22 protein-coding genes are annotated in these 18,238 nt (G+C 68.6%); 16 read left to right on the forward strand and 6 right to left on the reverse strand.

The window, feature by feature from the left end; genetic code table 11:
* Nucleotides 1–25: 25 nt before the first annotated feature.
* Both P0Y50_01455 and P0Y50_01460 read left to right on the forward strand, forming a co-directional pair.
* Entirely contained in the window at nucleotides 26–919 is an 894-nt protein-coding gene (locus tag P0Y50_01455; protein ID WEK40299.1) for a bestrophin family ion channel, read from the forward strand.
* 9 nt (nucleotides 920–928) lie between these two features.
* Nucleotides 929–1,282, forward strand: a complete 354-nt coding sequence (locus P0Y50_01460; protein WEK40300.1) for a hypothetical protein — start codon at nucleotides 929–931, stop codon at nucleotides 1,280–1,282.
* Between the two features lie 5 nt (nucleotides 1,283–1,287).
* On the opposite strand, the gene P0Y50_01465 is transcribed toward P0Y50_01460, so the two are convergent.
* Nucleotides 1,288–2,832, reverse strand: a complete 1,545-nt coding sequence (locus tag P0Y50_01465; protein WEK40301.1) for an AarF/UbiB family protein — start codon at nucleotides 2,830–2,832, stop codon at nucleotides 1,288–1,290.
* Between the two features lie 96 nt (nucleotides 2,833–2,928).
* Between P0Y50_01465 and P0Y50_01470 the strand changes: the two genes are divergently transcribed.
* Nucleotides 2,929–3,660, forward strand: a complete 732-nt coding sequence (locus tag P0Y50_01470) for a 16S rRNA (uracil(1498)-N(3))-methyltransferase (protein ID WEK40302.1) — start codon at nucleotides 2,929–2,931, stop codon at nucleotides 3,658–3,660.
* Nucleotides 3,661–3,886: 226 nt separating this feature from the next.
* The gene (locus P0Y50_01475; protein ID WEK40303.1) at nucleotides 3,887–5,248 is read left to right on the forward strand and encodes a glutamate--cysteine ligase; all 1,362 of its coding nucleotides are present in this window, start codon (nucleotides 3,887–3,889) and stop codon (nucleotides 5,246–5,248) included.
* On the opposite strand, the gene P0Y50_01480 is transcribed toward P0Y50_01475, so the two are convergent.
* Entirely contained in the window at nucleotides 5,245–5,973 is a 729-nt protein-coding gene (locus P0Y50_01480) for a hypothetical protein (GenBank protein ID WEK40304.1), read from the reverse strand. The genes P0Y50_01475 and P0Y50_01480 overlap by 4 nt on opposite strands.
* 64 nt (nucleotides 5,974–6,037) lie before the next feature.
* Here P0Y50_01480 and P0Y50_01485 point away from each other — a divergent pair, with 64 nt between their 5' ends.
* The 6 genes from P0Y50_01485 to P0Y50_01510 all read left to right on the forward strand — a co-directional run bounded on the left by P0Y50_01485 (nucleotide 6,038) and on the right by P0Y50_01510 (nucleotide 10,176).
* The gene (locus P0Y50_01485) at nucleotides 6,038–6,319 is read left to right on the forward strand and encodes a type II toxin-antitoxin system ParD family antitoxin (protein ID WEK40305.1); all 282 of its coding nucleotides are present in this window, start codon (nucleotides 6,038–6,040) and stop codon (nucleotides 6,317–6,319) included.
* A complete protein-coding gene (locus P0Y50_01490; protein WEK40306.1) occupies nucleotides 6,319–6,624 on the forward strand; it encodes a type II toxin-antitoxin system RelE/ParE family toxin in 306 nt (101 codons plus the stop codon). The genes P0Y50_01485 and P0Y50_01490 overlap by 1 nt, the downstream gene beginning before the upstream one ends.
* Before the next feature lie 12 nt (nucleotides 6,625–6,636).
* Complete coding sequence (locus P0Y50_01495) at nucleotides 6,637–7,386, forward strand: DUF72 domain-containing protein (GenBank protein ID WEK40307.1); 750 nt, start codon at nucleotides 6,637–6,639, stop codon at nucleotides 7,384–7,386.
* Between the two features lie 72 nt (nucleotides 7,387–7,458).
* Nucleotides 7,459–8,520 carry an NAD(P)-dependent alcohol dehydrogenase gene (locus P0Y50_01500; GenBank protein WEK40308.1) on the forward strand — a complete coding sequence of 354 codons (1,062 nt, stop codon included), beginning with the start codon at nucleotides 7,459–7,461 and terminating at the stop codon, nucleotides 8,518–8,520.
* A 113-nt stretch (nucleotides 8,521–8,633) separates the two neighbouring features.
* Nucleotides 8,634–9,359 (forward strand): acetoacetyl-CoA reductase, encoded by a 726-nt coding sequence (gene phbB / locus P0Y50_01505; protein WEK40309.1) that lies wholly within the window; start codon nucleotides 8,634–8,636, stop codon nucleotides 9,357–9,359.
* A gap of 100 nt (nucleotides 9,360–9,459) precedes the next feature.
* A complete protein-coding gene (locus tag P0Y50_01510) occupies nucleotides 9,460–10,176 on the forward strand; it encodes a DUF4908 domain-containing protein (GenBank protein WEK41505.1) in 717 nt (238 codons plus the stop codon).
* Between the two features lie 3 nt (nucleotides 10,177–10,179).
* Here P0Y50_01510 and gloB read toward each other — a convergent pair whose 3' ends face one another.
* On the reverse strand, nucleotides 10,180–10,902 hold the full coding sequence (gene gloB, locus P0Y50_01515) for a hydroxyacylglutathione hydrolase (GenBank protein ID WEK40310.1): 723 nt from the start codon (nucleotides 10,900–10,902) through the stop codon (nucleotides 10,180–10,182).
* Between the two features lie 46 nt (nucleotides 10,903–10,948).
* On the opposite strand from gloB, the gene P0Y50_01520 reads away from it, so the two are divergent.
* The 5 genes from P0Y50_01520 (at nucleotide 10,949) to P0Y50_01540 (ending at nucleotide 15,615) form a co-directional block, all read left to right on the forward strand.
* Complete coding sequence (locus P0Y50_01520) at nucleotides 10,949–11,692, forward strand: methyltransferase domain-containing protein (protein WEK40311.1); 744 nt, start codon at nucleotides 10,949–10,951, stop codon at nucleotides 11,690–11,692.
* Between the two features lie 71 nt (nucleotides 11,693–11,763).
* Entirely contained in the window at nucleotides 11,764–12,276 is a 513-nt protein-coding gene (locus P0Y50_01525) for a histidine phosphatase family protein (GenBank protein WEK40312.1), read from the forward strand.
* Nucleotides 12,273–12,617 (forward strand): DUF952 domain-containing protein, encoded by a 345-nt coding sequence (locus tag P0Y50_01530; protein WEK40313.1) that lies wholly within the window; start codon nucleotides 12,273–12,275, stop codon nucleotides 12,615–12,617. The genes P0Y50_01525 and P0Y50_01530 overlap by 4 nt, the downstream gene beginning before the upstream one ends.
* A complete protein-coding gene (locus P0Y50_01535) occupies nucleotides 12,614–13,660 on the forward strand; it encodes a quinone-dependent dihydroorotate dehydrogenase (GenBank protein WEK40314.1) in 1,047 nt (348 codons plus the stop codon). The genes P0Y50_01530 and P0Y50_01535 overlap by 4 nt, the downstream gene beginning before the upstream one ends.
* A gap of 65 nt (nucleotides 13,661–13,725) precedes the next feature.
* On the forward strand, nucleotides 13,726–15,615 hold the full coding sequence (locus P0Y50_01540; GenBank protein ID WEK40315.1) for an ATP-binding protein: 1,890 nt from the start codon (nucleotides 13,726–13,728) through the stop codon (nucleotides 15,613–15,615).
* Here P0Y50_01540 and P0Y50_01545 read toward each other — a convergent pair.
* Together P0Y50_01545 and P0Y50_01550 are read right to left on the reverse strand one after the other, a co-directional pair.
* Nucleotides 15,591–16,022, reverse strand: coding sequence for a very short patch repair endonuclease (locus tag P0Y50_01545; GenBank protein WEK40316.1), 432 nt, complete (start codon nucleotides 16,020–16,022; stop codon nucleotides 15,591–15,593). The genes P0Y50_01540 and P0Y50_01545 overlap by 25 nt on opposite strands.
* A gap of 52 nt (nucleotides 16,023–16,074) precedes the next feature.
* On the reverse strand, nucleotides 16,075–16,560 hold the full coding sequence (locus tag P0Y50_01550; protein ID WEK40317.1) for a peroxiredoxin: 486 nt from the start codon (nucleotides 16,558–16,560) through the stop codon (nucleotides 16,075–16,077).
* A 151-nt stretch (nucleotides 16,561–16,711) separates the two neighbouring features.
* Here P0Y50_01550 and P0Y50_01555 point away from each other — a divergent pair, with 151 nt between their 5' ends.
* Entirely contained in the window at nucleotides 16,712–17,281 is a 570-nt protein-coding gene (locus P0Y50_01555) for a YqgE/AlgH family protein (protein WEK40318.1), read from the forward strand.
* Nucleotides 17,282–17,312: 31 nt separating this feature from the next.
* Here the strand turns inward: P0Y50_01555 and P0Y50_01560 are convergent, their stop codons facing one another.
* Entirely contained in the window at nucleotides 17,313–18,146 is an 834-nt protein-coding gene (locus tag P0Y50_01560) for an outer membrane beta-barrel protein (protein ID WEK40319.1), read from the reverse strand.
* Nucleotides 18,147–18,238: the final 92 nt, after the last annotated feature.

The raw sequence follows: 18,238 nt of genomic DNA on the forward strand, positions 1-18,238 counted from the left end.
GTTCGGCGGGCGTAAGGCCTGCGGCATGATCGTCCGCGCCAAACCCTCGCTGTTCGAGATCGCCTTTGCTCTGCGCGGCTCGATCCTGCCGCGCATCATCGGGCGGCTGGCCGCCATGACGGCGGTTTCGGCCCTGGCCGTCTGGCTGACCCAGCGCTGGCCCGGACTTGTCGGGCAACTCAGCGCCACGCCCTTCGCCCTGATCGGACTGGCGCTGTCGATCTTCATAAGCTTCCGCAACAACGCCTGCTATGATCGCTGGTGGGAGGCGCGAAAGCTGTGGGGCGAGCTGATCATCGCCTGCCGGGGCTTCGCCCGCCAGACCACAACCCTGACAGCCCAGGATCGCGAGCCGATGCTGCGCGGCCTGATCGGCTTCACCCATGGCCTGAACGCCCGCCTGCGCGGCGGGGATGAGATCGCCGCCATTTCGCGGTGGACCGCAGGCGTCGTCGCCGACCGGCTCAATCCCACCGACGCGGCCCTGTCGCAGGTCGGGGACCGTCTGGGGCGGCTGATGCAGGACAAGCGGCTGACGCCGATCCATTATTCGGTGCTGGAGCTGCGGCTGGGCGAACTGACCCATGTTCAGGCGGCGTGCGAGCGGATCAAGCACACGCCCCTGCCCTTCGCCTATTCCCTGCTGCTGCACCGCACGGCGCATCTTTTCTGTCTGTTCCTGCCGTTCGCCCTGGCCCCGGCGCTGGGCTGGTGGACGCCGCTGCTCAGCGTCATCGTCGGCTATGCCTTCTTCGGCCTGGACGCGTTGGGCGACGAACTGGAGGACCCGTTTGGCGACGACGACAATGACCTGGCGCTGGACGCCATGAGCCGCACGGTCGAGCGTGAGTTGCTGGATGCGACGGGCGCCCGCCCTCTGCCCGACCCGATCGCCGCCGTCCGCTATCACCTGACCTGAGAACCCCGAATGGCCCTGATCGAGAAAGGCCCGTTCGAGCGGTTCGTGCAGGGACTGGGCCAGGGTTTGAAGACGATCCTGCGCCCCGCGCCCAGGCCTGTCCTCCAGCCCTTCGAACACCCCGCCCGTGATGTCGTGGTCCGCCAGGACGGGCCGGGGCCAGGCGTCTGGTTCGAGGTCATACGCCGCCCGGACGGCCTCTACAGCTTCACCGAATGGCGGCGCCAAACGGTTTCAGCCCCCAGGCTCGGGTCATGGGAGGCCGAGTTTCCGCTGTTCGAATCCGGCCTCTATGAGACCCGGGCCGAAGCCCAGGAAGGGCTGGCGGACTATCGCGCCCGAAATCCAGACGAACAGGCCTGACCGTCTCAACGCCCCAGCCACGCCCCGGCGATCACGGCCAAGGCGATCATCCCGCCCGCGCCCAGGATCGACACGCCGATCCAGCGCCCGGTCTTCGCCACGGCCTCTGCGGTTTGCCGGTCGACAGCCTCCGCCTGGCGGCCCGGATCCTCCAGCAGACGCCGCGACACCGCCCGGATGATGCGCGGCAGGTCGCCGCCTGACGCCGACAGGTCCAGAAGGGCGCCGATCAACTGGTTCTGCATCATCCCCAGGCTGCGCGGCGCGAAGACCACCCGTTTCCAGGCGCCGCTCATGGCCTGGACCAGATCGAACTCGGGATCGACGCGCGACAGCACGCCCTCGATGGTGACCAGGGCCTTGAGGATCAGCATCAGGTCGGGCGGCGCCGACACCCGCTCCTGACGCATCAGGGCCATCAGGTCGGCGACGATGGCGGGCAGGTCGACCTGACCCTGGCCGTGGCGCGCGATCAGCCGTTCGGCCCCCGCCGTCAGGCTGCGCGACGGCACGTCCGATCCCTCGGTCCAGTCGGCCAGAACCTCGGCCATCCGCTGGGCGTCCCCGCCCGCCAGCGCCTGGACGAAGCCGATCAGTTCGGCCCGGCGGCGCGGCGTGACCGTGCCCACCATGCCGAAGTCCAGCAGGCCCACCCGGTCGCCCTCCATGCCCCTGAGGTTGCCGGGATGGGGGTCGGCGTGGAACCGGCCATTGACCAGAACCATGTCCAGCACGGCGTCCGCCCCGATGCGGGCCAGTTGGTGCGGATCGACGCCCCCCGCCCTCAGCCGCTCGGCGTCGATGGGCGCCACCCCGTCCAGATAGTCCTGAACCAGAACCCGGTCGGTGGTGTAATCCCAATGGATGGTCGGGATGACCACGTGGCGATTGCGCGCGAAGTCGGCGGCGAACCGGTCGGTGTTGCGGCCCTCGATGGTGAAATCCAGCTCGTCCAGCATGGCTTCGGACAGCTGGGCGACCAAGGCGCGCGGGCGGTATCGGGCGATCTCGGCGCTGGCCTGTTCGGCCTTTCGCGCCAGTTCGGCGATCAGGCGCAGGTCGGCCTCGACGCGGGGGCGCACGCCGGGGCGGCGGATCTTCAGCACCACCTCAGTCCCGTCCAGAAGGGCGGCGCGGTGGACCTGGGCGATGGAGGCGGCGGCCAGGGGCGTCACGTCAAAACGGCCGAAGACCTGTTCCGGCGGCCCGCCCAGCGCCGCCTCCACGTCCGGGCGCAGAACATCGAAGTCCAGGGTGGCCCCGCCGCTCTGCAGCCGTTCGAACTCCTCGATCCAGTCGGGCGCCAACAGGTCCGAGCGCGTCGACAGAATCTGGCCCAGCTTGATGAAGGTCGGACCCAGCGCCTCCAGCGCCAGCCGCGTGCGGCGTGACAGAGGCTCGCCTCCCGCGTCGTCCGCGGCGCCTGACCCCAGACCCGCCCCCAGTTCCAGGCGCGCCAGAACAGCGCCCAGCCCGAAACGGGCCGCGATCCCCGATATCTCCGTCAGACGTTTTCGGTCGCGCGCGGCAACGGCCAAGGTTGTGAACATGGCTGGTCAAACGTCGCACGACAGGCGACGTTCCACATCGGCCCGTCCAGCCGTCAGGGATTGGTTCGGGCGCCGAAACCGCGATATGCACGCCGCATGATCCGTCTGCATGTTCAGGGCGACCTCGCCCCCGCCGCCGCCGTCGCGCCCACGCTGGACCAGTCCCGCTATCTGACGCAGGTGATGCGGCTGAAGGTCGGCGACGACCTGCTGGTCTTCAACGGGCGTGACGGCGAATGGCGGGCCTCCGTCGCCGAGGTGCTGAAGAAGGGCGTCATCCTGCGGGCCGAGGAACAGCTGCGGCCCCAGACCTATGGTCCAGATCTGGAGCTGATCGTGGCGGTGGTGAAGAAGGCCCGCGTCGAAACCATCGTGGAAAAGGCCGCCGAACTGGGCGCGCGCCGGGTGCGGCTGGTCCTGACCAAACGCACCAACGCCGACCGCATCCGCCTGGACCGGCTGGACGCCATCGCCGAGGAAGCCGCCGAACAGACCGGGCGGCTGGACGTGCCCGCCGTCGATGATCCGGTCAGGCTGGACGCCCTGCTGGACGGCTGGGAGGCTGGCCCCGAACCCGGACGGAGGCTGATGTTCTGCGACGAGACCGGCGGCGCGCCTGCGGTGTCCGCCCTTGGCGCGGCGGGGGAAGGCAAATGGTCCATCCTGATCGGACCGGAAGGCGGTTTCTCGCCGGAGGAAGGCGAGCGACTGCGGTCCCTGCCCTTCACCACCGCCGTTTCGCTGGGTCCGCGCATCCTGCGCGCCGACACGGCCGCCATCGCCGCCATGACCCTGTGGCAGGCGGCGGTCGGCGATTGGGAACGCTGATCCTCGTTCCGCTCATCCCCGCGACCCGAGGGACGGCGCGAAGCCGCCGAGGCTGGACCCCGTGCTTTGGGCCATAGGCGTCCAAGTCATGCGACATCGCCCGTCCCGCGCACCGACGACACGAAAGAACCGGCTCCCCGCCCTCGCCTGGGATGAGCGGATTTCATTCAACCCCTTGAGGAACGTTGCATTAGCCGCCATCTAGCCGCGACAGCAGGGGTTACAGATGGCCGAGAACGCGCCGCTTTCCAGAGACGCTCTGATCGAGGCCATGTCCAAGGGCGCCAAGCCCAAGGACCAGTGGCGCATCGGCGCCGAGCACGAGAAGTTCGGCTTCGACAAGAATACCCTGGCGCGCCCCGCCTATGAGGGCGAGGGCGGGATCAAGGCCCTGCTTGAGGGGCTGGAGCGGTTCGGCTGGTCCCGCGTGGAGGAGAACGGCGTCCTGATCGGGCTGGAGCGCCGCAATGCCGAGGGTTTCATCGCCTCGGTCAGCCTGGAGCCGGGCGGCCAGCTGGAGCTGTCGGGCGCGCCGCTCCTGACCATCCACGACATCTGCAACGAGACCGGCCAGCACCTGATGGAGGTCAAGCAGGTCGCCGATCAGATCGGCGTCGGCTTCCTGGGCGCCGGTTTCGACCCGCTGTGGACCCGAGAGCAGGTCCCGGTCATGCCCAAGGGCCGCTATGACATCATGCGCGCCTATATGCCCAAGGTCGGGTCGCTGGGCCTGGACATGATGCTGCGCACCTGCACCATCCAGGCCAACCTCGACTTCGACAGCGAGGCGGACATGGTGATGAAGTTCCGCACCTCCCTGGCGCTGCAACCCATCGCCACCGCCCTGTTCGCCTGTTCGCCCTTCACCGAGGGGCGGCCCAACGGCTTCCTGTCGGCCCGCGCCAACGTCTGGACCGACACCGACGCCGACCGCACCGGGATGCTGGGTTTCGTGTTCGAGGACGGCTTCGGCTTCGAACGCTATGCCGACTACGCCTTGGACACGCCGATGTATTTCGCCAAGCGCGACGGCCATTACGTCGACGCCTCGGGCCAGTCGTTCCGCGATTTCCAGGCCGGGAAACTGCCGGCCCTGCCCGGCCAGTATCCGACGATCAAGGACTGGAACGACCATCTGACCACCCTTTTCCCCGAGGTGCGTCTGAAGGCCTATCTGGAGATGCGCGGCGCCGACGGCGGCCCGTGGAGCCGCATCTGCGCCCTGCCCGCCCTGTGGGCCGGGGTCCTGTATGACGCCCCGTCGCTGGCCGCCGCCTGGGACCTGGTCAAGGACTGGGACATCGCCGACCACGAACGCCTGCGCCGCGACGTGACCCGTTTAGGCCTGAAAGCGGAAGTCGCGGGCCGGTCGGTGCGCGACATCGCCGTCGACCTGGTCACCATCGCCAAACAGGGGCTGAAGAACCGCGCCAAATTCTCGGGCGGCATGGTGGACGAGCGCGGCTATCTGTCGGAATTGGAAGACATCGCCGACAGCGGGATCACCCCGGCCGAACGCCTGCTGGACCTGTATCACGGCGCCTGGCAGGGCGATATGAAACGCATCTACGCCGACTTCGCCTATTAGGGCGTGGTGTAGTCCGAACAGTCGGGCAGCTTGCGATCCGGTCGATACGCCCCCGAGGCCGCATCAAAGGTGAAGCGGCGCGTGAAACTGCATTTCGGATCGCGCGTCTTCACCAGATCGGCGGGCTTCAGCGGCGGCTTTTCCAGCGAATCCTCCGACCGCGAAACCCCGCGCGGATAGGCGGTCGCCGTGGTTCCATAGGTGAAGACGGGCATCACGCCCGCCTCGCCCGTCGCCGTCAGCACCGCGTCGAACGCGTATTCGTCGTGGCAGGCGCCCGCGCGCTGCGCCATGTCCTCCTCGCTGAAACAGGCGCGGATCATCAGCTCGCTGCGGATCGGCACGGTCAGAACAGGCGTCGTGCCCGCATCGCCCCCGGCGTCCAGCCGATAGAGCCGCAGTTCGGTCGCCTGGCCCCCGCCGCCGGAATACATGCTGCTGGTCTCGACCTGAACGCCGGCCAGAAAGCCGCCGTCGGCCAGACGGACCAGGCCGGTCCAGGGCTGGAAATGCTCGACCTCGCTTTTCGTCGTCCGACCCGACGGCAGGGCGTCCGGATGGCGCAAGACAGGCCGAACCACGGGCTCCCCCTCCTGCACGCCCTCCACAAGCCCCACACACCACGCCTGGTCGCCGGTGCAGGCGCGATCATCGATCCGCGTCAGGGTTTCGATCCTGTCGGCGTTCGACTGCAGCGCGATGATCAGAAGAAGGGTGGAAATCATGGCGCCATCCTATCCCCGATACGCGGCGACGCCAGTCGATGTTTGGAGCTAATCTTGACAAGGATTGCCAAACCACCACCTTGGCTTCAGGAGGCCGACCATGGCGACGATGAACATCTCCCTGCCCGATCCGATGAAGGCCTGGGTCGAGGAACAGGCGAAATCCGGCCGTTACGCCAATACATCCGACGTCGTGCGCGACCTGATCCGCCGTGAGCAGATCAAGGCCGAGAAGATCGCCCATTGGCGGAGGCTGATCGACGAGGCGGACGCCTCTGGCGTTTCCGACCAGTCCCCTCGTGAAGTGATCGAGGAGTTGCGCGCCCAGTTGCGCCGCCCCTCCTGATGCTTCGCCTCAGCCTCAGGGCGAAGGCGGATCTGCAACAGGTCTATCTGCAAGGTCTTGAACTGTTCGGCGGCCGTCAAGCTGACGACTATATCGAGGGTCTATTCGCGAAACTGGACCTGCTGGCGCAGTTTCCACGGCTTGGCGCTGCGCGGCAGGATTTGAGCGCGGACGCCCACGTCGCCTTCTACAAGAGCCATGCCATTCTTTATCGAATCGACGACGTGGACGTTTTCGTCCGCCGCATTCGACATGGACATGAAGACTGGCAATCCGATGCGCCGGACGACGGATCGAATGACTAACGGAGACGAACCATGACCCACCCCATCCACGTCGGCATCGGGGGCTGGACGTTCGAGCCGTGGCGCGGGGTCTTTTATCCCGAGGGATTGGTGCAGAAGCGGGAGCTGGAATATGCGGCGTCCAGACTGACCTCGATCGAGATCAACGGCACCTATTATTCCACCTTCAAGCCCGACAGCTGGAGGAAGTGGCGCGACGAGACGCCCGCGGGCTTCGTGTTCTCGGTCAAGGCCAGCCGCTACTGCACCAATCGCAAGGTGCTGTCGGAAGGCGCGGAGAGCTTCGACAAATTCCTGTCCCAGGGCCTGACCGAACTGGGCGACAAGCTGGGGCCGATCAACTGGCAGTTCATGGGCACGAAAAAGTTCGACGCCGAGGACTTCGAGGGCTTCCTGAAACTGTTGCCCAGGGAAAAGGACGGCCTGCGGCTGCGTCACGCGCTGGAGGTCAGGAACCCGACCTTCGCCACCGAGCAATTCTATGATCTGGCGCGCAAATACGGCGCGGCCATCGTCTATGCGGTGGACGACGAAGAGCCGACCTGGCCCCAGATCGACGAGGCGACCGCCGACTTCAGCTACGCCCGCCTGATGTCCAGCCGCGAGGACGAGCCGACCGGCATGACCGCGACCGAGCTGGACGTCGTGGCGGACCAGGCCCGGGCCTGGGCGAAACGCGGCGACGTCTTCGCCTATTTCATCTCGGGGGCCAAGGTGCGGAACCCGGCGGCGGCCCAGGCGCTGATCGCCAAGCTGAAATGAGAGGGGCGGGCGGTTGCGACATGCAGCCGCCCCATCAACCGCACCCCCGCTGAAAGACCTGAAGGACAGACCATGCCGATCGCCACGCGCGCCTTCGCCGCCCCCGCCGCCGACCAGCCCCTGGCGCCCTACAGCTTCGAGCGGCGCGATCCCGGCCCGAACGACGTGGTCATCGCGATCAAATACTGCGGCGTCTGTCATTCGGACCTGCACGCGGCGCGCAGCGAGACCGGCCGATCCACCTATCCGCTGGTGCCGGGCCACGAGATCGCGGGCGTGGTGAAGACGGTCGGCGCAAACGTCACCCGTTTCAAGCAGGGCGACCGGGTCGGCGTCGGCTGCATGGTCGACAGTTGCCGCGAATGCGCGTCCTGCCAGGAGGGCGAGGAACAATACTGCGCGCCCGGCTTCACCAGCACCTATGGCGCCAGGGACAAGACGGGCGGCACGGCCGAACCGATCACCCAGGGCGGCTATTCCGACCACCTCACGGTCGATCAGCATTTTGTCCTGTCGATCCCCGACAGCCTGCCGCTGGATGCGGCCGCGCCCCTGCTGTGCGCGGGCGTCACCACCTATTCGCCGCTGAAGGAATGGAAGATCGGGCCGGGATCGAAGGTGGCGGTGATCGGCCTGGGCGGCCTGGGCCATATGGCGGTCAAGCTGGCGGCGGCCCTGGGCGCCGAGGTGACGGTGCTGTCCACCTCGGACCGCAAGAAGGCCGACGCCGAACGGATGGGCGCCAGACATTTCCTGATCAACTCGGACGATGCGGCCATGAAGGCGGCGGCCGAAAAGTTCGACCTGATCATCAACACCATCTCGGCCACGCACGAGATCGCCAGCCATGTGCGATTGCTGGCGCGTGACGGCACCATGGTGATGCTGGGTCTGACGACCGAGGCTCTGCCGGTGTTCGCCCTGCCGCTGCTGCGGCGGCGGCGGCGCATCGCCGGGTCCCAGATCGGCGGGATCCGCGAAACGCAGGAGATGCTGGACTTCTGCGCCCGGCACGGGATCGTCTGCGACATCGAAACCATCGCCCCGCACCAGATCAACGACGCCTATGAGCGGATGCTGAAGTCGGACGTGCGCTATCGCTTCGTCATCGACATGGAGAAGCTGGCCGCCTGACCCCGAGGCCAAGACTTCCGCCGCGTCAGATTCACGCCTTGCGCGCGACATGTCGCGGGTTAATCCTGAGATCAGACACGGCCGCGAACGGCCAACAAGGGACAGGAGACGACATGGCGCGCGTGGCTTTCGTGACAGGCGGCACCCGGGGCATCGGCAAGGCGATCGTCCAGCGGCTGCATGAGGACGGCTTTCGGGTCGCCGCCGGCTATTCCGGCAATGACGAGGCGGCCCAGGCCACGGCCAAGGCGCTGGGCGTCATGGTGGTCAAGGGCAATGTCGGCAGTTTCGACGACTGCGCCCGCGCCGTCGGCGAGGTCGAGGCCGAGCTGGGGCCCATCGACATTCTGATCAACAACGCCGGCATCACCCGCGACGGCTTCTTTCACAAGATGAGCCACGACCAGTGGTCAGACGTGATCCGCGTCAACATGGACAGCGTGTTCAATATGACGCGCCAGGTCATCAACGGCATGCGCGACCGGGGCCACGGCCGCATCGTCAACATCTCCTCGATCAACGGTCAGAAGGGCCAGGTCGGCCAGACCAACTATTCCGCCGCCAAGGCCGGGATGATCGGCTTCACCAAGGCGCTGGCGCTGGAGAACGCCAGAAAAGGCGTGACCGTGAACTGTATCGCGCCCGGCTATATCGACACGGAAATGGTCGGCGCCATGGACCCCAAGGTGCTGGAGGGCATCATCAGCCACATCCCCGTCGGGCGTCTGGGAAAGGGGGAGGAGATCGCCGACATGGTGTCCTGGCTGTGCGGCGAGCGTGCCGGATATGTCACAGGCTGCACCCTGTCGCTGAACGGCGGTCAATACCTGGTCGGTTGAGCTGGGCTTCGCCCAAAATCCGCCGCGCGTCCCTTTCATCAAGTCTGTCATGAAGTTGATGGGAACGGTCAGGGCGAAAAATTCGCCGCGCGTGACCGCGATGGCGGTCGTCGCCCTCGCGGTCATGGGCGTCAGCCTCGCCACGCCCGTCGTCCTGCCCGCCGAGTGCCACGCCCAGACGCGCCGCGCCGTGCCGCCCACCGCCCGCTATGTCAGCGGCAACGGCCAGGCCTTCATCCTGGACACCTCCGGCTCGCGCGCCCTGCTGCGGTTCGAGCGGTCGACCGAGGTCTGGGTCCTGCGCCCCACGCCCGCCCCGCGCGGCGACATCATCTATCGCAACGACAATGGCGATCAGGTGCTGAAGGTCACCCCCGACGGCGGCGTGACCCTGTACACCACCGCCACGCCCCAGGGGTCGCCCGTGTCGCGCGTCGGCGACGCCCAGGGCCTGGCCAGCGCCACCCTGACCGGCGCCCAGCTGGTCGATTATTTCATGCGTCAGAGCTACCGGGCCAGCACGGCCATGGGCCGACTGGTCGTGATCGACGTGGACATCCAGCCGGGCTCGGAACAGGTCGCGGCCGAAACCGTATCGGCGGCCAGCGACGCCATCGTGCGCATGGCCCGCGCCTCCAACCTGCGCAGCCAGGTCGAGCGGGTGCGCCGCGTCGTGGTGTCGGACCAGGGCCGGCCCAGCGTCACCCTGGTCCAGGGCACGCTGCGGATCGTCATCGACGCCGACGCCGGCGTGGCCGGCCGCCCGTCCTCGGCCCGTATCGTGCGGGTCGTCGCCGGCGATGCGCTGAACCGCTAAGGTCTAGAAGGCGTCCTTGGCCGCCCGTCGCGCGGCGAACTGATCGGCGTCGCCTGCGGTCAGGAAGGGGTTGAACCGCTTCTCCACCCCCATCGTCGTCGGCACGGTCGGTTCGCCCCTGTCACGCGCCGCGAAGATCGCCTCGGCATGGGCGGCGGTTTCGGGGCGATGATCGAGGCTGAGGGTGAACCGCGCGTTCGCGGCCGTATATTCATGGGCGCACCAGATCACCGTGGCGTCTGGCCAGGCTTTCAGCTGTTGCAGGCTGGCGAACATCTGATCGGGCGCGCCTTCGAACAGACGCCCGCAGCCCAGGGCGAACAGGGTGTCGCCGGTGAAGGCCAGCTCATCCGCCGGGGCGTGGAACACGACATGACCCAGGGTATGGCCCGGCGTGGCCGTGACCTCGAACCGCGTCTCGCCCACCATCACCACGTCGCCGTCGGCGACCACGCGGTCCAGCGGGGCGACCCTGCGCACCTCTTCCGGCCCCACGATCTCGCAGCCCGTTTCGGCCTTCAGCTGTTCATTGCCCTCGGTGTGATCGGGGTGCCAGTGGGTGTTCAGGATCAGGTCCAGCCGGCCCCAGCCCAGCCCTTCCAGCGCTTCCAGGATCCGCGCCGCGTCGGGCGTATCGACCGCCGCGACCACGCCGGTCGCCGCATCGCGGATCAGAAAGCCGTAGTTGTCGCTGCGGCAGGGGAACAGATGAACGTCCAGGGTCATGCCGCCATCCTAGCAGGACGGGGGGCGCCGGGCCTATAGTGGCCGGATGCGGCGCAGCATCGACGAGCTTCGAACCTTCTACGGCGAGCCGACCGGCGCCCTGGCGCGACGGCTGGTGGCGCGCCGACTGGACGACGCCTGGGGCGAGGCGGCCAACTGCGACGTGCTGGGCGTCGGCTATGCGACGCCGTGGCTGGACGCCTTCGTGGGCGCGCGGCGCGTGGTCGCGGCCATGCCGGGCGGTCAGGGGGTCGAGCACTGGCCGGCGGTCGGACGCAACCGCACCCTGCTGGTCGACGACCGCCGCCTGCCCTTCGCCGCCGGATCGTTCGACCGCATCCTGCTGGTCCATGCGCTGGAGGAGGCGGACGACCCCGCCGCCCTGCTGCTCGAGGCCGTCAGGGCGCTGGCGCCGACCGGGCGGATCATCCTGGCGGCGGCGGCGCGCGGGGGGCTGTGGGCGCGGGCGGACAATACGCCCTTCGGTCACGGGCGGCCCTTCACGCGGCGCCAGCTGGAGCGGCTGGTGCGCGACGTGGGGCTGGAGCCGATGGCCTGGTCGCAGACCCTGTACGCCCCGCCGTGGGGCCCCATGCTGCCGCTCGCCGACGGGTTCGAACAGGTGGGACGCCATGTCTTTCCCGGAACGGCCGGCCTGATCCTGCTGGAGGCGACGCGCCAAGGCTACGCCCGCATCCGGCCCAGCGGCCATGCCCAGCGGGTCACAGCCCCGGTCCTGACGCCCCAACCCGCCGCCTCGATCTCATCGCGACGAAAACCCTACTCCTGATCCCCGGCTGACGGTGAGTTGACCGGCGCGGCGTCTGGTCGGACGACGCAAACCGCCTTATGGCGAAGTTCATGCACCGACTGATCCTGATGCGGCACGCCCAGGCCGAAAGCTCCGCCCCGTCCGGCGGCGGGGACGAGGCCCGCCGCCTGTCCTCCGCCGGCCGCGTCGAAGCCGCCCTGATGGGGCGCGCCCTGGCCGAACGGGGGCTGAAGCCCGACCTGGCCCTGGTCTCGACCGCCGTGCGCACCCGCCAGACCTGGGAGCAGATGCACGACGCCCTGGGCGACGTGGAGGTGCGCGACGAGGCCAGCCTGTACAACGCCGCCGCCGACGTCATCCGCCGCTTCGTCGAGGCCAGCGAGGACGAGGCCGGCTGCCTGCTGGTCCTGGCGCATAATCCGGGCGTCCATGTGCTGGCGGCGGACTATCTGATCGAAAGCGCCGCCTCCCCGGCGGTGACGGATCGGCTGTCGGGAGGGTTTCCGACGGGCGCCGCCGCCCTGTTCACCGTCGATGCGGCCGGTCGCTGCGCCTATGAGGGCTTTCTGACGCCCCGGGCGCTGGGCGCGCCGTCGCTGTGACCGACATCGCCTACAAGATCGTGGACGCGGCAGAATGGCGCGCGGCCGTCGCCGAGGGCCGTTACGACGGCGCGCCCGTCGATCTGGCCGACGGCTACATCCATATGTCCGCCGAACCGCAACTGGCCGAGACGGCGCGCAGGCATTTCGCCGGACGGTCCGGCCTGCTGCTGCTGACGGTGGACCTGGCTCGCCTGGGCGACGCCCTGATCTGGGAGCCGTCGCGCGGGGGCGATCTGTTTCCCCACCTCTACGCCCCCCTGCCCGTCGCCGCCGTCACCGCCTCGCGCGCCTTCTCGGTCACGGCCGACGGCGAGATGGCGTTCGAGGACGCGATATGAGCCTGACGGATGTCGGCGCCGCCCTGCTCCGCAGGCTCGACCCGGAACAGGCGCACCAGTTGGCGATCAAGGGGCTGGCGTTCGCCCCCCTGCCCGCGCCGCCCGCCGACGATCCGATCCTGAGGACCAGGCTCGCCGGGCTGGACCTGCCCAATCCGGTCGGTCTGGCCGCCGGTCTGGACAAGAACGGCGAGGCGCTGCGCGGTCTGTCGCGCCTGGGCTTCGGCTTCGTCGAATGCGGCTCCGTCACGCCGCGCCCGCAGTCCGGAAACCCCAAGCCCCGCCTGTTCCGCCTGAGTGAAGATCGCGCCGTCATCAACCGGATGGGGTTCAACAACGCCGGGCTGGACGCCTTCGCCGCCCGTCTGGACCAGCGCCCGTCGGGTGTCGTCGTCGGGGCCAATCTGGGGGCCAACAAGGATACGCAGGACAAGGCGGCGGACTATGTGGCGGGCCTGGAACGGCTGGCCGGCCGCGCCTCCTATTTCACCGTCAACATCTCCTCGCCCAATACGCCGGGCCTGCGCGCGCTTCAGGGCCGCGCGCAGCTGGACGATCTCCTGGGCCGCATCGAGGCCGCCCGACCGGTCGCGGGTCCCGCCCGCGTGCCGGTCTTCCTGAAGATCGCGCCCGATCTGATCGCCGACGAGATCGGCATGATCGTCGAGGCGTCCCTGGCCCACCGGATCGACGGGCTGATCGTGTCCAACACCACGCTGGAGCGGCCCCAGACCCTGCGGTCGCCCCAGGCGCACGAGACCGGCGGCCTGTCGGGCGCCCCCATCCGCCCCTTCGCCGAAAAGGCCCTGCGCGCGGCGGCCGAAGCGGCGGACGGCCGTCTGCCCCTGATCGCGGTCGGCGGCATCGACAGCGGGGCCGAGGCCTATGCCCGCATCCGTCTGGGCGCCGCGGCGGTCCAGCTCTATTCCGCCCTGATCTATGAAGGCCCGGGTCTGGTCGCCCGCATCAAGCGCGACCTGGCCGCCCGGCTGCGCACCGATGGTTTTTCCACTCTGTCCCAGGCGATCGGGACGGGCCGTTGACGGAGCGTTAGGTTCAAGCAGGGCAAGGTCGCCCCGAAGCGCGTGATCGCGCAACGGGGAAACGCATGCCGGACACCACGGGCGCCGATACGGTCAGCGGCTGGACCTTCGCGGTTCGGCAACGCCGTGGCGCAATGATGCAACGCGTCGCCGTGGGCCTGGCCAGCAGTCTGGCGGCGACGCCCCTGGTCGGCTGGGGCATCGCCCTGGGCTGGGGCGCGGCCTATGTCGCCATCCAGCTGTGGGAGGCGTTTGTCTTTGCGCCCCTGAACGCCTCGACGCCGCGCCCGATGTCCAGGGCGCGCAATATTCTGGGCGGGGCGACCATGTTCGCCAACACCGGCCTGTACGGCGCCCTGTCGCTGGTGCTGTGGCTGTATGGCGGCGTGGCGGGCGGGGTGTCGGCGGCGGTGATGCTGCCGGCGGCCATGGTCTATTCCATGGTCAATGCGCCGCGTTCGCTGACGGTCCTGGCCTGCACCACTGCGCCGCAGGCGCTCTATATGGCCGCCTTTCCCTTCCTGCTGATCGAGTTGGGCGCGCCGGTGGGCGCGGCGATCACGGCGGCGGCGGCGGTGACCATCTTCACCATCTACTGCCTGAACGTCTGGCGCGCCCTGGCCGAGCGGGTGAAGACCGAGCAGAAGGACCGGCTGCTGGCCGAGGCGCACGTCGCCCGGATGGGCCAGGAACTGCGCGAGCAGCGCGCCTTCCTGGCCGCCATCGGTCATGATCTGCGCACCCCGATCGGCGCGATCCTGAGCGGCGCGACGGACCTGCGCGGCGGCGATGTCGGAATGCGTCAGAACGCCGAACTGATCACCGACGCCGGGCTGATGATGAAGTCGCTGCTGGACGACCTGCTGGACCATTCCCGCATCGAAGCCGGGCGCATGACCATTGAGGTCAAGGATTTCGACCTTCGCCAGATGCTGGCCCAGACGCTGCAGCTGTGGCGCGCCCAGGCCGACGCCAAGGGGCTGAGACTGCGGATCGAGGGCGCGGCCCTGGCGCCCCGCATGGTCAAGGGCGACGTCATCCGCATTCGCCAGGTGCTGAACAACCTCTTGTCCAACGCCATGAAGTTCACCGAGACCGGGGCCATCACCCTGCGCGTCCAGGCCTGGCCGGAAGAGCCCGCGTCCTACGCCCTGACGTTCGAGATCGCCGACACCGGCCCCGGCATGACGCAGGACCAGCTGGCGCGCCTGTTCACCCCGTTCGATCAGACGGCCGAGGGCGTCACCGCCCGTTACGGCGGATCGGGGCTGGGTCTGGCGATCAGCCGCAATCTGACGGACCTGATGGGCGGGCGGCTGACGGTGCGAAGCACGCCGGGCCAGGGGTCGCGCTTCACCGTCTCGCTGGTGCTGCCGCGCGGCGAGGCCATCGCCCCCCCGATCGAAACGGTCGATGAAAGCCGGCTGGAGATCGCCCGTGCGCTGCGCCCGGCCGTCGCGGCGCCCGAGCCGGTTCCTGAGCCCGCGCCCGTCATGATGGCCCCTCAGCCGGAAGCGGAACCCCAACCTGAACCCGAACCGGACGACGACGCCGATCAACCGCTGCGCCTGCTGGTGGTGGACGACCACGACATCAATCGCCGCGCGATCCAGCTGATCCTCCAGCCGCTGGGGTGCGAGATCACCACCGCCGCCGACGGCCTGATCGCGCTGCAACGCTGCGAGGAGACGGTGTTCGACGTCATCTTCATGGATGTGCGGATGCCCGAACTGGACGGGCGCGAGACCACCCGCCGCCTGCGGGCCGGCCAGGGTCCGAACGCCCTGACGCCCGTGGTCGCCGTCACCGCCGACACGGCGCCCGAGGACGTGGCCGCCTGCCAGGCGGCGGGCATGGCCTATTTCGTGTCCAAGCCCCTGACGCCCACGGCCCTGATCGGCGCCCTGCAGCATGTGCTGGACGAGACGGCTCAGGCCCGCTCCGAGGCCGCCTGACCGTTCACCTCGGCGATCAGGGCCGAGGCGAAGTCGGGGCGGCGCATCCCGCATTCCCACGCCACGATCACGCGCCAGCCATCCGCCAGCAGCGCCTGCCGGACTTCGGCGTCGCGCGTCCGGTTGCGGCCGATCTTGGCGATCCAGTAGTCGGCGTTGGTCTTGGGCTGACGCGCGCCGCGCGGGCAGTCATGGCCGTGCCAGAAACAGCCGTGGACGAACAGGGCGACGCGGCGGCCCTTCATCACGACATCCGGCCGACCGGCCAGGCCGCAGCCGCCCAGTCGATAACCAATCCCGGCCGCGCGCAGAACCTTGCGCACGGCCAGTTCCGGCGACGTGTCCCGCCCCTTCACGCGACGCATCACGGCGCTGCGCTTCTCCGGGCTGAAAACGTCGGTCGTCATCTTTTTTCGGTCCAGGCTACCGCTTCGCTACTTGAGCCTGGACCTAAGATCATCAGAGCTGCGCGAGCAGATGCTCGGCCGAGGACACCTTGAACTCGCCGCCCTGTTCGATGTTCAGCTGGGTCACGACGCCGTCCTTGACCAGCATGGAATAGCGCTGCGAACGCTCGCCCAGGCCGAAGCCCGAACCGTCCAGCACCAGACCCAGGGCCTTGGTCAGTTCGCCGTTGCCGTCGGCCAGCATGACGATGCTGTCGTCGGTGATGCCCTGGCTGTCGGCCCAGGCCTTCATGACGAAGGCGTCGTTGACCGAGATGCAGGCCACCGTATCGACGCCCTTGCCCTGGATGTCCGACAGATGGTCCTTGAAGCCCGGCAGGTGGCGGGCCGAGCAGGTCGGGGTGAAGGCGCCGGGCACGGCGAACAGGGCCACGGTCTTGCCGGCGAAGATGTCGGACGTGTTGACGGGCTTGGGGCCCTCGGCGGTGGCCTGGGCCAGGGTCGCGTTGGGGATGCGATCACCGATCTGGATGGTCATGGAGGTCTCCGCGGACAGGGAAGGGATGAAGGGAAAGTCGGGGCGTCGCACGAATGTGAAACACCGCCTGCGACACATAGAGGCCGCCGGGCCAACCGCAAGCGTCCGCCGACTTGCGCCCGCCGCTTTCGCGACGGATGATGGCCGGATCATGAGCCAAGCCTCCCCCCTGACCGGCCGCCTGCTGGTGGCCATGCCCGGCATCGACGATCCCCGGTTCGAACACGCCGTCATCCTGATCTGCGCCCACGGCCCGGACCATGCGATGGGCCTCAGGCTGGATCATCCCGCGCCGGGGGTGGATCTGAAGACGGTGCTGGACAAGCTGGACGCCCCGGCGCCGGATCAATCGATCGGCCGGGTCGTGCTGATGGGCGGGCCGGTGGAGCGCGAGCGCGGCTTTGTCCTGCACACCGACGACTGGATGATCGGCGAGGACAGCCTGCCGTTCGGCGACGGCCTGGCCATGACCGGCACGCGCGAGGCCCTGACGGCCATGACCGACGATGTCGGCGGCCCGCGCCGCTCGGCCCTGTTGCTGGGCTACGCCGGCTGGGGCGAGGGGCAGTTGGAGGAGGAGCTGGCCGACAATGTCTGGCTGACCGCCGAAGCGGACCTGGATCTGATCTTCGACAGCGAACACACGTCGAAATGGACGCGCGCCCTGGCCCAGCTGGGCGTGGACGCCGCCAGACTGTCCAGCCAGGGCGGCCGGGCCTGAAAGGTCCGGCCCGACCGCCCCGCCTTGGGCCCTAGAAGCGGTAGTTCATGCCCAGGCGGAACATGTGCGCGCCGAACTTGCCGTTGCCGCGCGTCATGTCCGTGCCCGTGGTGTTCGGCGCCAGGACGAAGGGGTTGGTCGCCGGCGCCGTGCCCTGGCCCACGCGGATGACGGGGCTGTCGACGTCAAGCGAGGTGTACAGATATTCGCCGGTGAAGGTCAGGCCGCGACCCAGGGCGTATTCCACGCCGCCGCCGGCCTGCCAGCCGTCGCCGTCATCGCCCTCGCTGGTCTGGGTGAAGCTGTTGGCCTGGTTCGACGTGCGGAACTTGTTGTCGAACTTGCCGTAGGCGTAGCCGCCGGTGCCGTAGATCAGAGCGTTGCCGGCCGCATAGCCCAGACGCAGACGGGCGGCCGCCGTGCTCTCCAGCTCGCGCGTGAAGGTGTAATAGGCCGGGGTGGTCGAGAAGCCGGTCACCGAATCCTGGGCGTTGTTGACGCTGTATTCGGCCAGGGCGCCGACGACGATATTGCCGAACTGCCAGTCATAGCCGGCGCGCACGCCCGCTTCGACGCCGTTGTTGTCGCTCTTGCAGCCGCTGGTCGGGCCGGTGCTGGTGGCCGCGCCGCCGCAGAACCCGGGGCTGAAGGCGTTGGCGCCGGTGCCGGTCGTGACGGGGTCGCCATAGTTTCCATCCAGATTGCGGTCGAAGCGCAGGATTTCGTCGCCGTCGTCGTTCGACTGATTATAGCCGCCGAAGATGCCGACATACGGGCCAGACCAGTTCTGGACACTCGATTGGGCCAGGGCGGGGGTTGAGACGAGGGCCAGCGCCAGGGCGCTGCAGGCAAGGGTCTTGATCATGGGGGAGGCTCACGTGCCGGATTGCGGGCGCGAAGTCCCCGCTCGCGGGTCAGAAAGCCGCAGCGCGCACGCCGTTCCCGAAAGAGGTGCGC

This window comes from Candidatus Brevundimonas colombiensis (genome assembly GCA_029202665.1).
Taxonomy (GTDB): domain Bacteria; phylum Pseudomonadota; class Alphaproteobacteria; order Caulobacterales; family Caulobacteraceae; genus Brevundimonas; species Brevundimonas colombiensis.

What these genes read in the sequence shown, in the direction of transcription:
- P0Y50_01535 (WEK40314.1), top strand. Translation starts at nt 12,614, where the DNA reads ATGAGCCTGACGGATGTCGGCGCCGCCCTGCTCCGCAGGCTCGACCCG.
- P0Y50_01500 (WEK40308.1), top strand. Translation starts at nt 7,459, where the DNA reads ATGCCGATCGCCACGCGCGCCTTCGCCGCCCCCGCCGCCGACCAGCCC.
- P0Y50_01455 (WEK40299.1), top strand. Translation starts at nt 26, where the DNA reads ATGATCGTCCGCGCCAAACCCTCGCTGTTCGAGATCGCCTTTGCTCTG.
- phbB (WEK40309.1), top strand. Translation starts at nt 8,634, where the DNA reads ATGGCGCGCGTGGCTTTCGTGACAGGCGGCACCCGGGGCATCGGCAAG.
- P0Y50_01560 (WEK40319.1), bottom strand. Translation starts at nt 18,146, where the DNA reads ATGATCAAGACCCTTGCCTGCAGCGCCCTGGCGCTGGCCCTCGTCTCA.
- P0Y50_01545 (WEK40316.1), bottom strand. Translation starts at nt 16,022, where the DNA reads ATGACGACCGACGTTTTCAGCCCGGAGAAGCGCAGCGCCGTGATGCGT.
- P0Y50_01475 (WEK40303.1), top strand. Translation starts at nt 3,887, where the DNA reads ATGGCCGAGAACGCGCCGCTTTCCAGAGACGCTCTGATCGAGGCCATG.
- P0Y50_01540 (WEK40315.1), top strand. Translation starts at nt 13,726, where the DNA reads ATGCCGGACACCACGGGCGCCGATACGGTCAGCGGCTGGACCTTCGCG.
- P0Y50_01480 (WEK40304.1), bottom strand. Translation starts at nt 5,973, where the DNA reads ATGATTTCCACCCTTCTTCTGATCATCGCGCTGCAGTCGAACGCCGAC.
- P0Y50_01470 (WEK40302.1), top strand. Translation starts at nt 2,929, where the DNA reads ATGATCCGTCTGCATGTTCAGGGCGACCTCGCCCCCGCCGCCGCCGTC.
- P0Y50_01490 (WEK40306.1), top strand. Translation starts at nt 6,319, where the DNA reads ATGCTTCGCCTCAGCCTCAGGGCGAAGGCGGATCTGCAACAGGTCTAT.
- P0Y50_01520 (WEK40311.1), top strand. Translation starts at nt 10,949, where the DNA reads ATGCGGCGCAGCATCGACGAGCTTCGAACCTTCTACGGCGAGCCGACC.
- P0Y50_01555 (WEK40318.1), top strand. Translation starts at nt 16,712, where the DNA reads ATGAGCCAAGCCTCCCCCCTGACCGGCCGCCTGCTGGTGGCCATGCCC.
- P0Y50_01525 (WEK40312.1), top strand. Translation starts at nt 11,764, where the DNA reads ATGCACCGACTGATCCTGATGCGGCACGCCCAGGCCGAAAGCTCCGCC.
- P0Y50_01495 (WEK40307.1), top strand. Translation starts at nt 6,637, where the DNA reads ATGACCCACCCCATCCACGTCGGCATCGGGGGCTGGACGTTCGAGCCG.
- gloB (WEK40310.1), bottom strand. Translation starts at nt 10,902, where the DNA reads ATGACCCTGGACGTTCATCTGTTCCCCTGCCGCAGCGACAACTACGGC.
- P0Y50_01550 (WEK40317.1), bottom strand. Translation starts at nt 16,560, where the DNA reads ATGACCATCCAGATCGGTGATCGCATCCCCAACGCGACCCTGGCCCAG.
- P0Y50_01510 (WEK41505.1), top strand. Translation starts at nt 9,460, where the DNA reads ATGGCGGTCGTCGCCCTCGCGGTCATGGGCGTCAGCCTCGCCACGCCC.
- P0Y50_01460 (WEK40300.1), top strand. Translation starts at nt 929, where the DNA reads ATGGCCCTGATCGAGAAAGGCCCGTTCGAGCGGTTCGTGCAGGGACTG.
- P0Y50_01465 (WEK40301.1), bottom strand. Translation starts at nt 2,832, where the DNA reads ATGTTCACAACCTTGGCCGTTGCCGCGCGCGACCGAAAACGTCTGACG.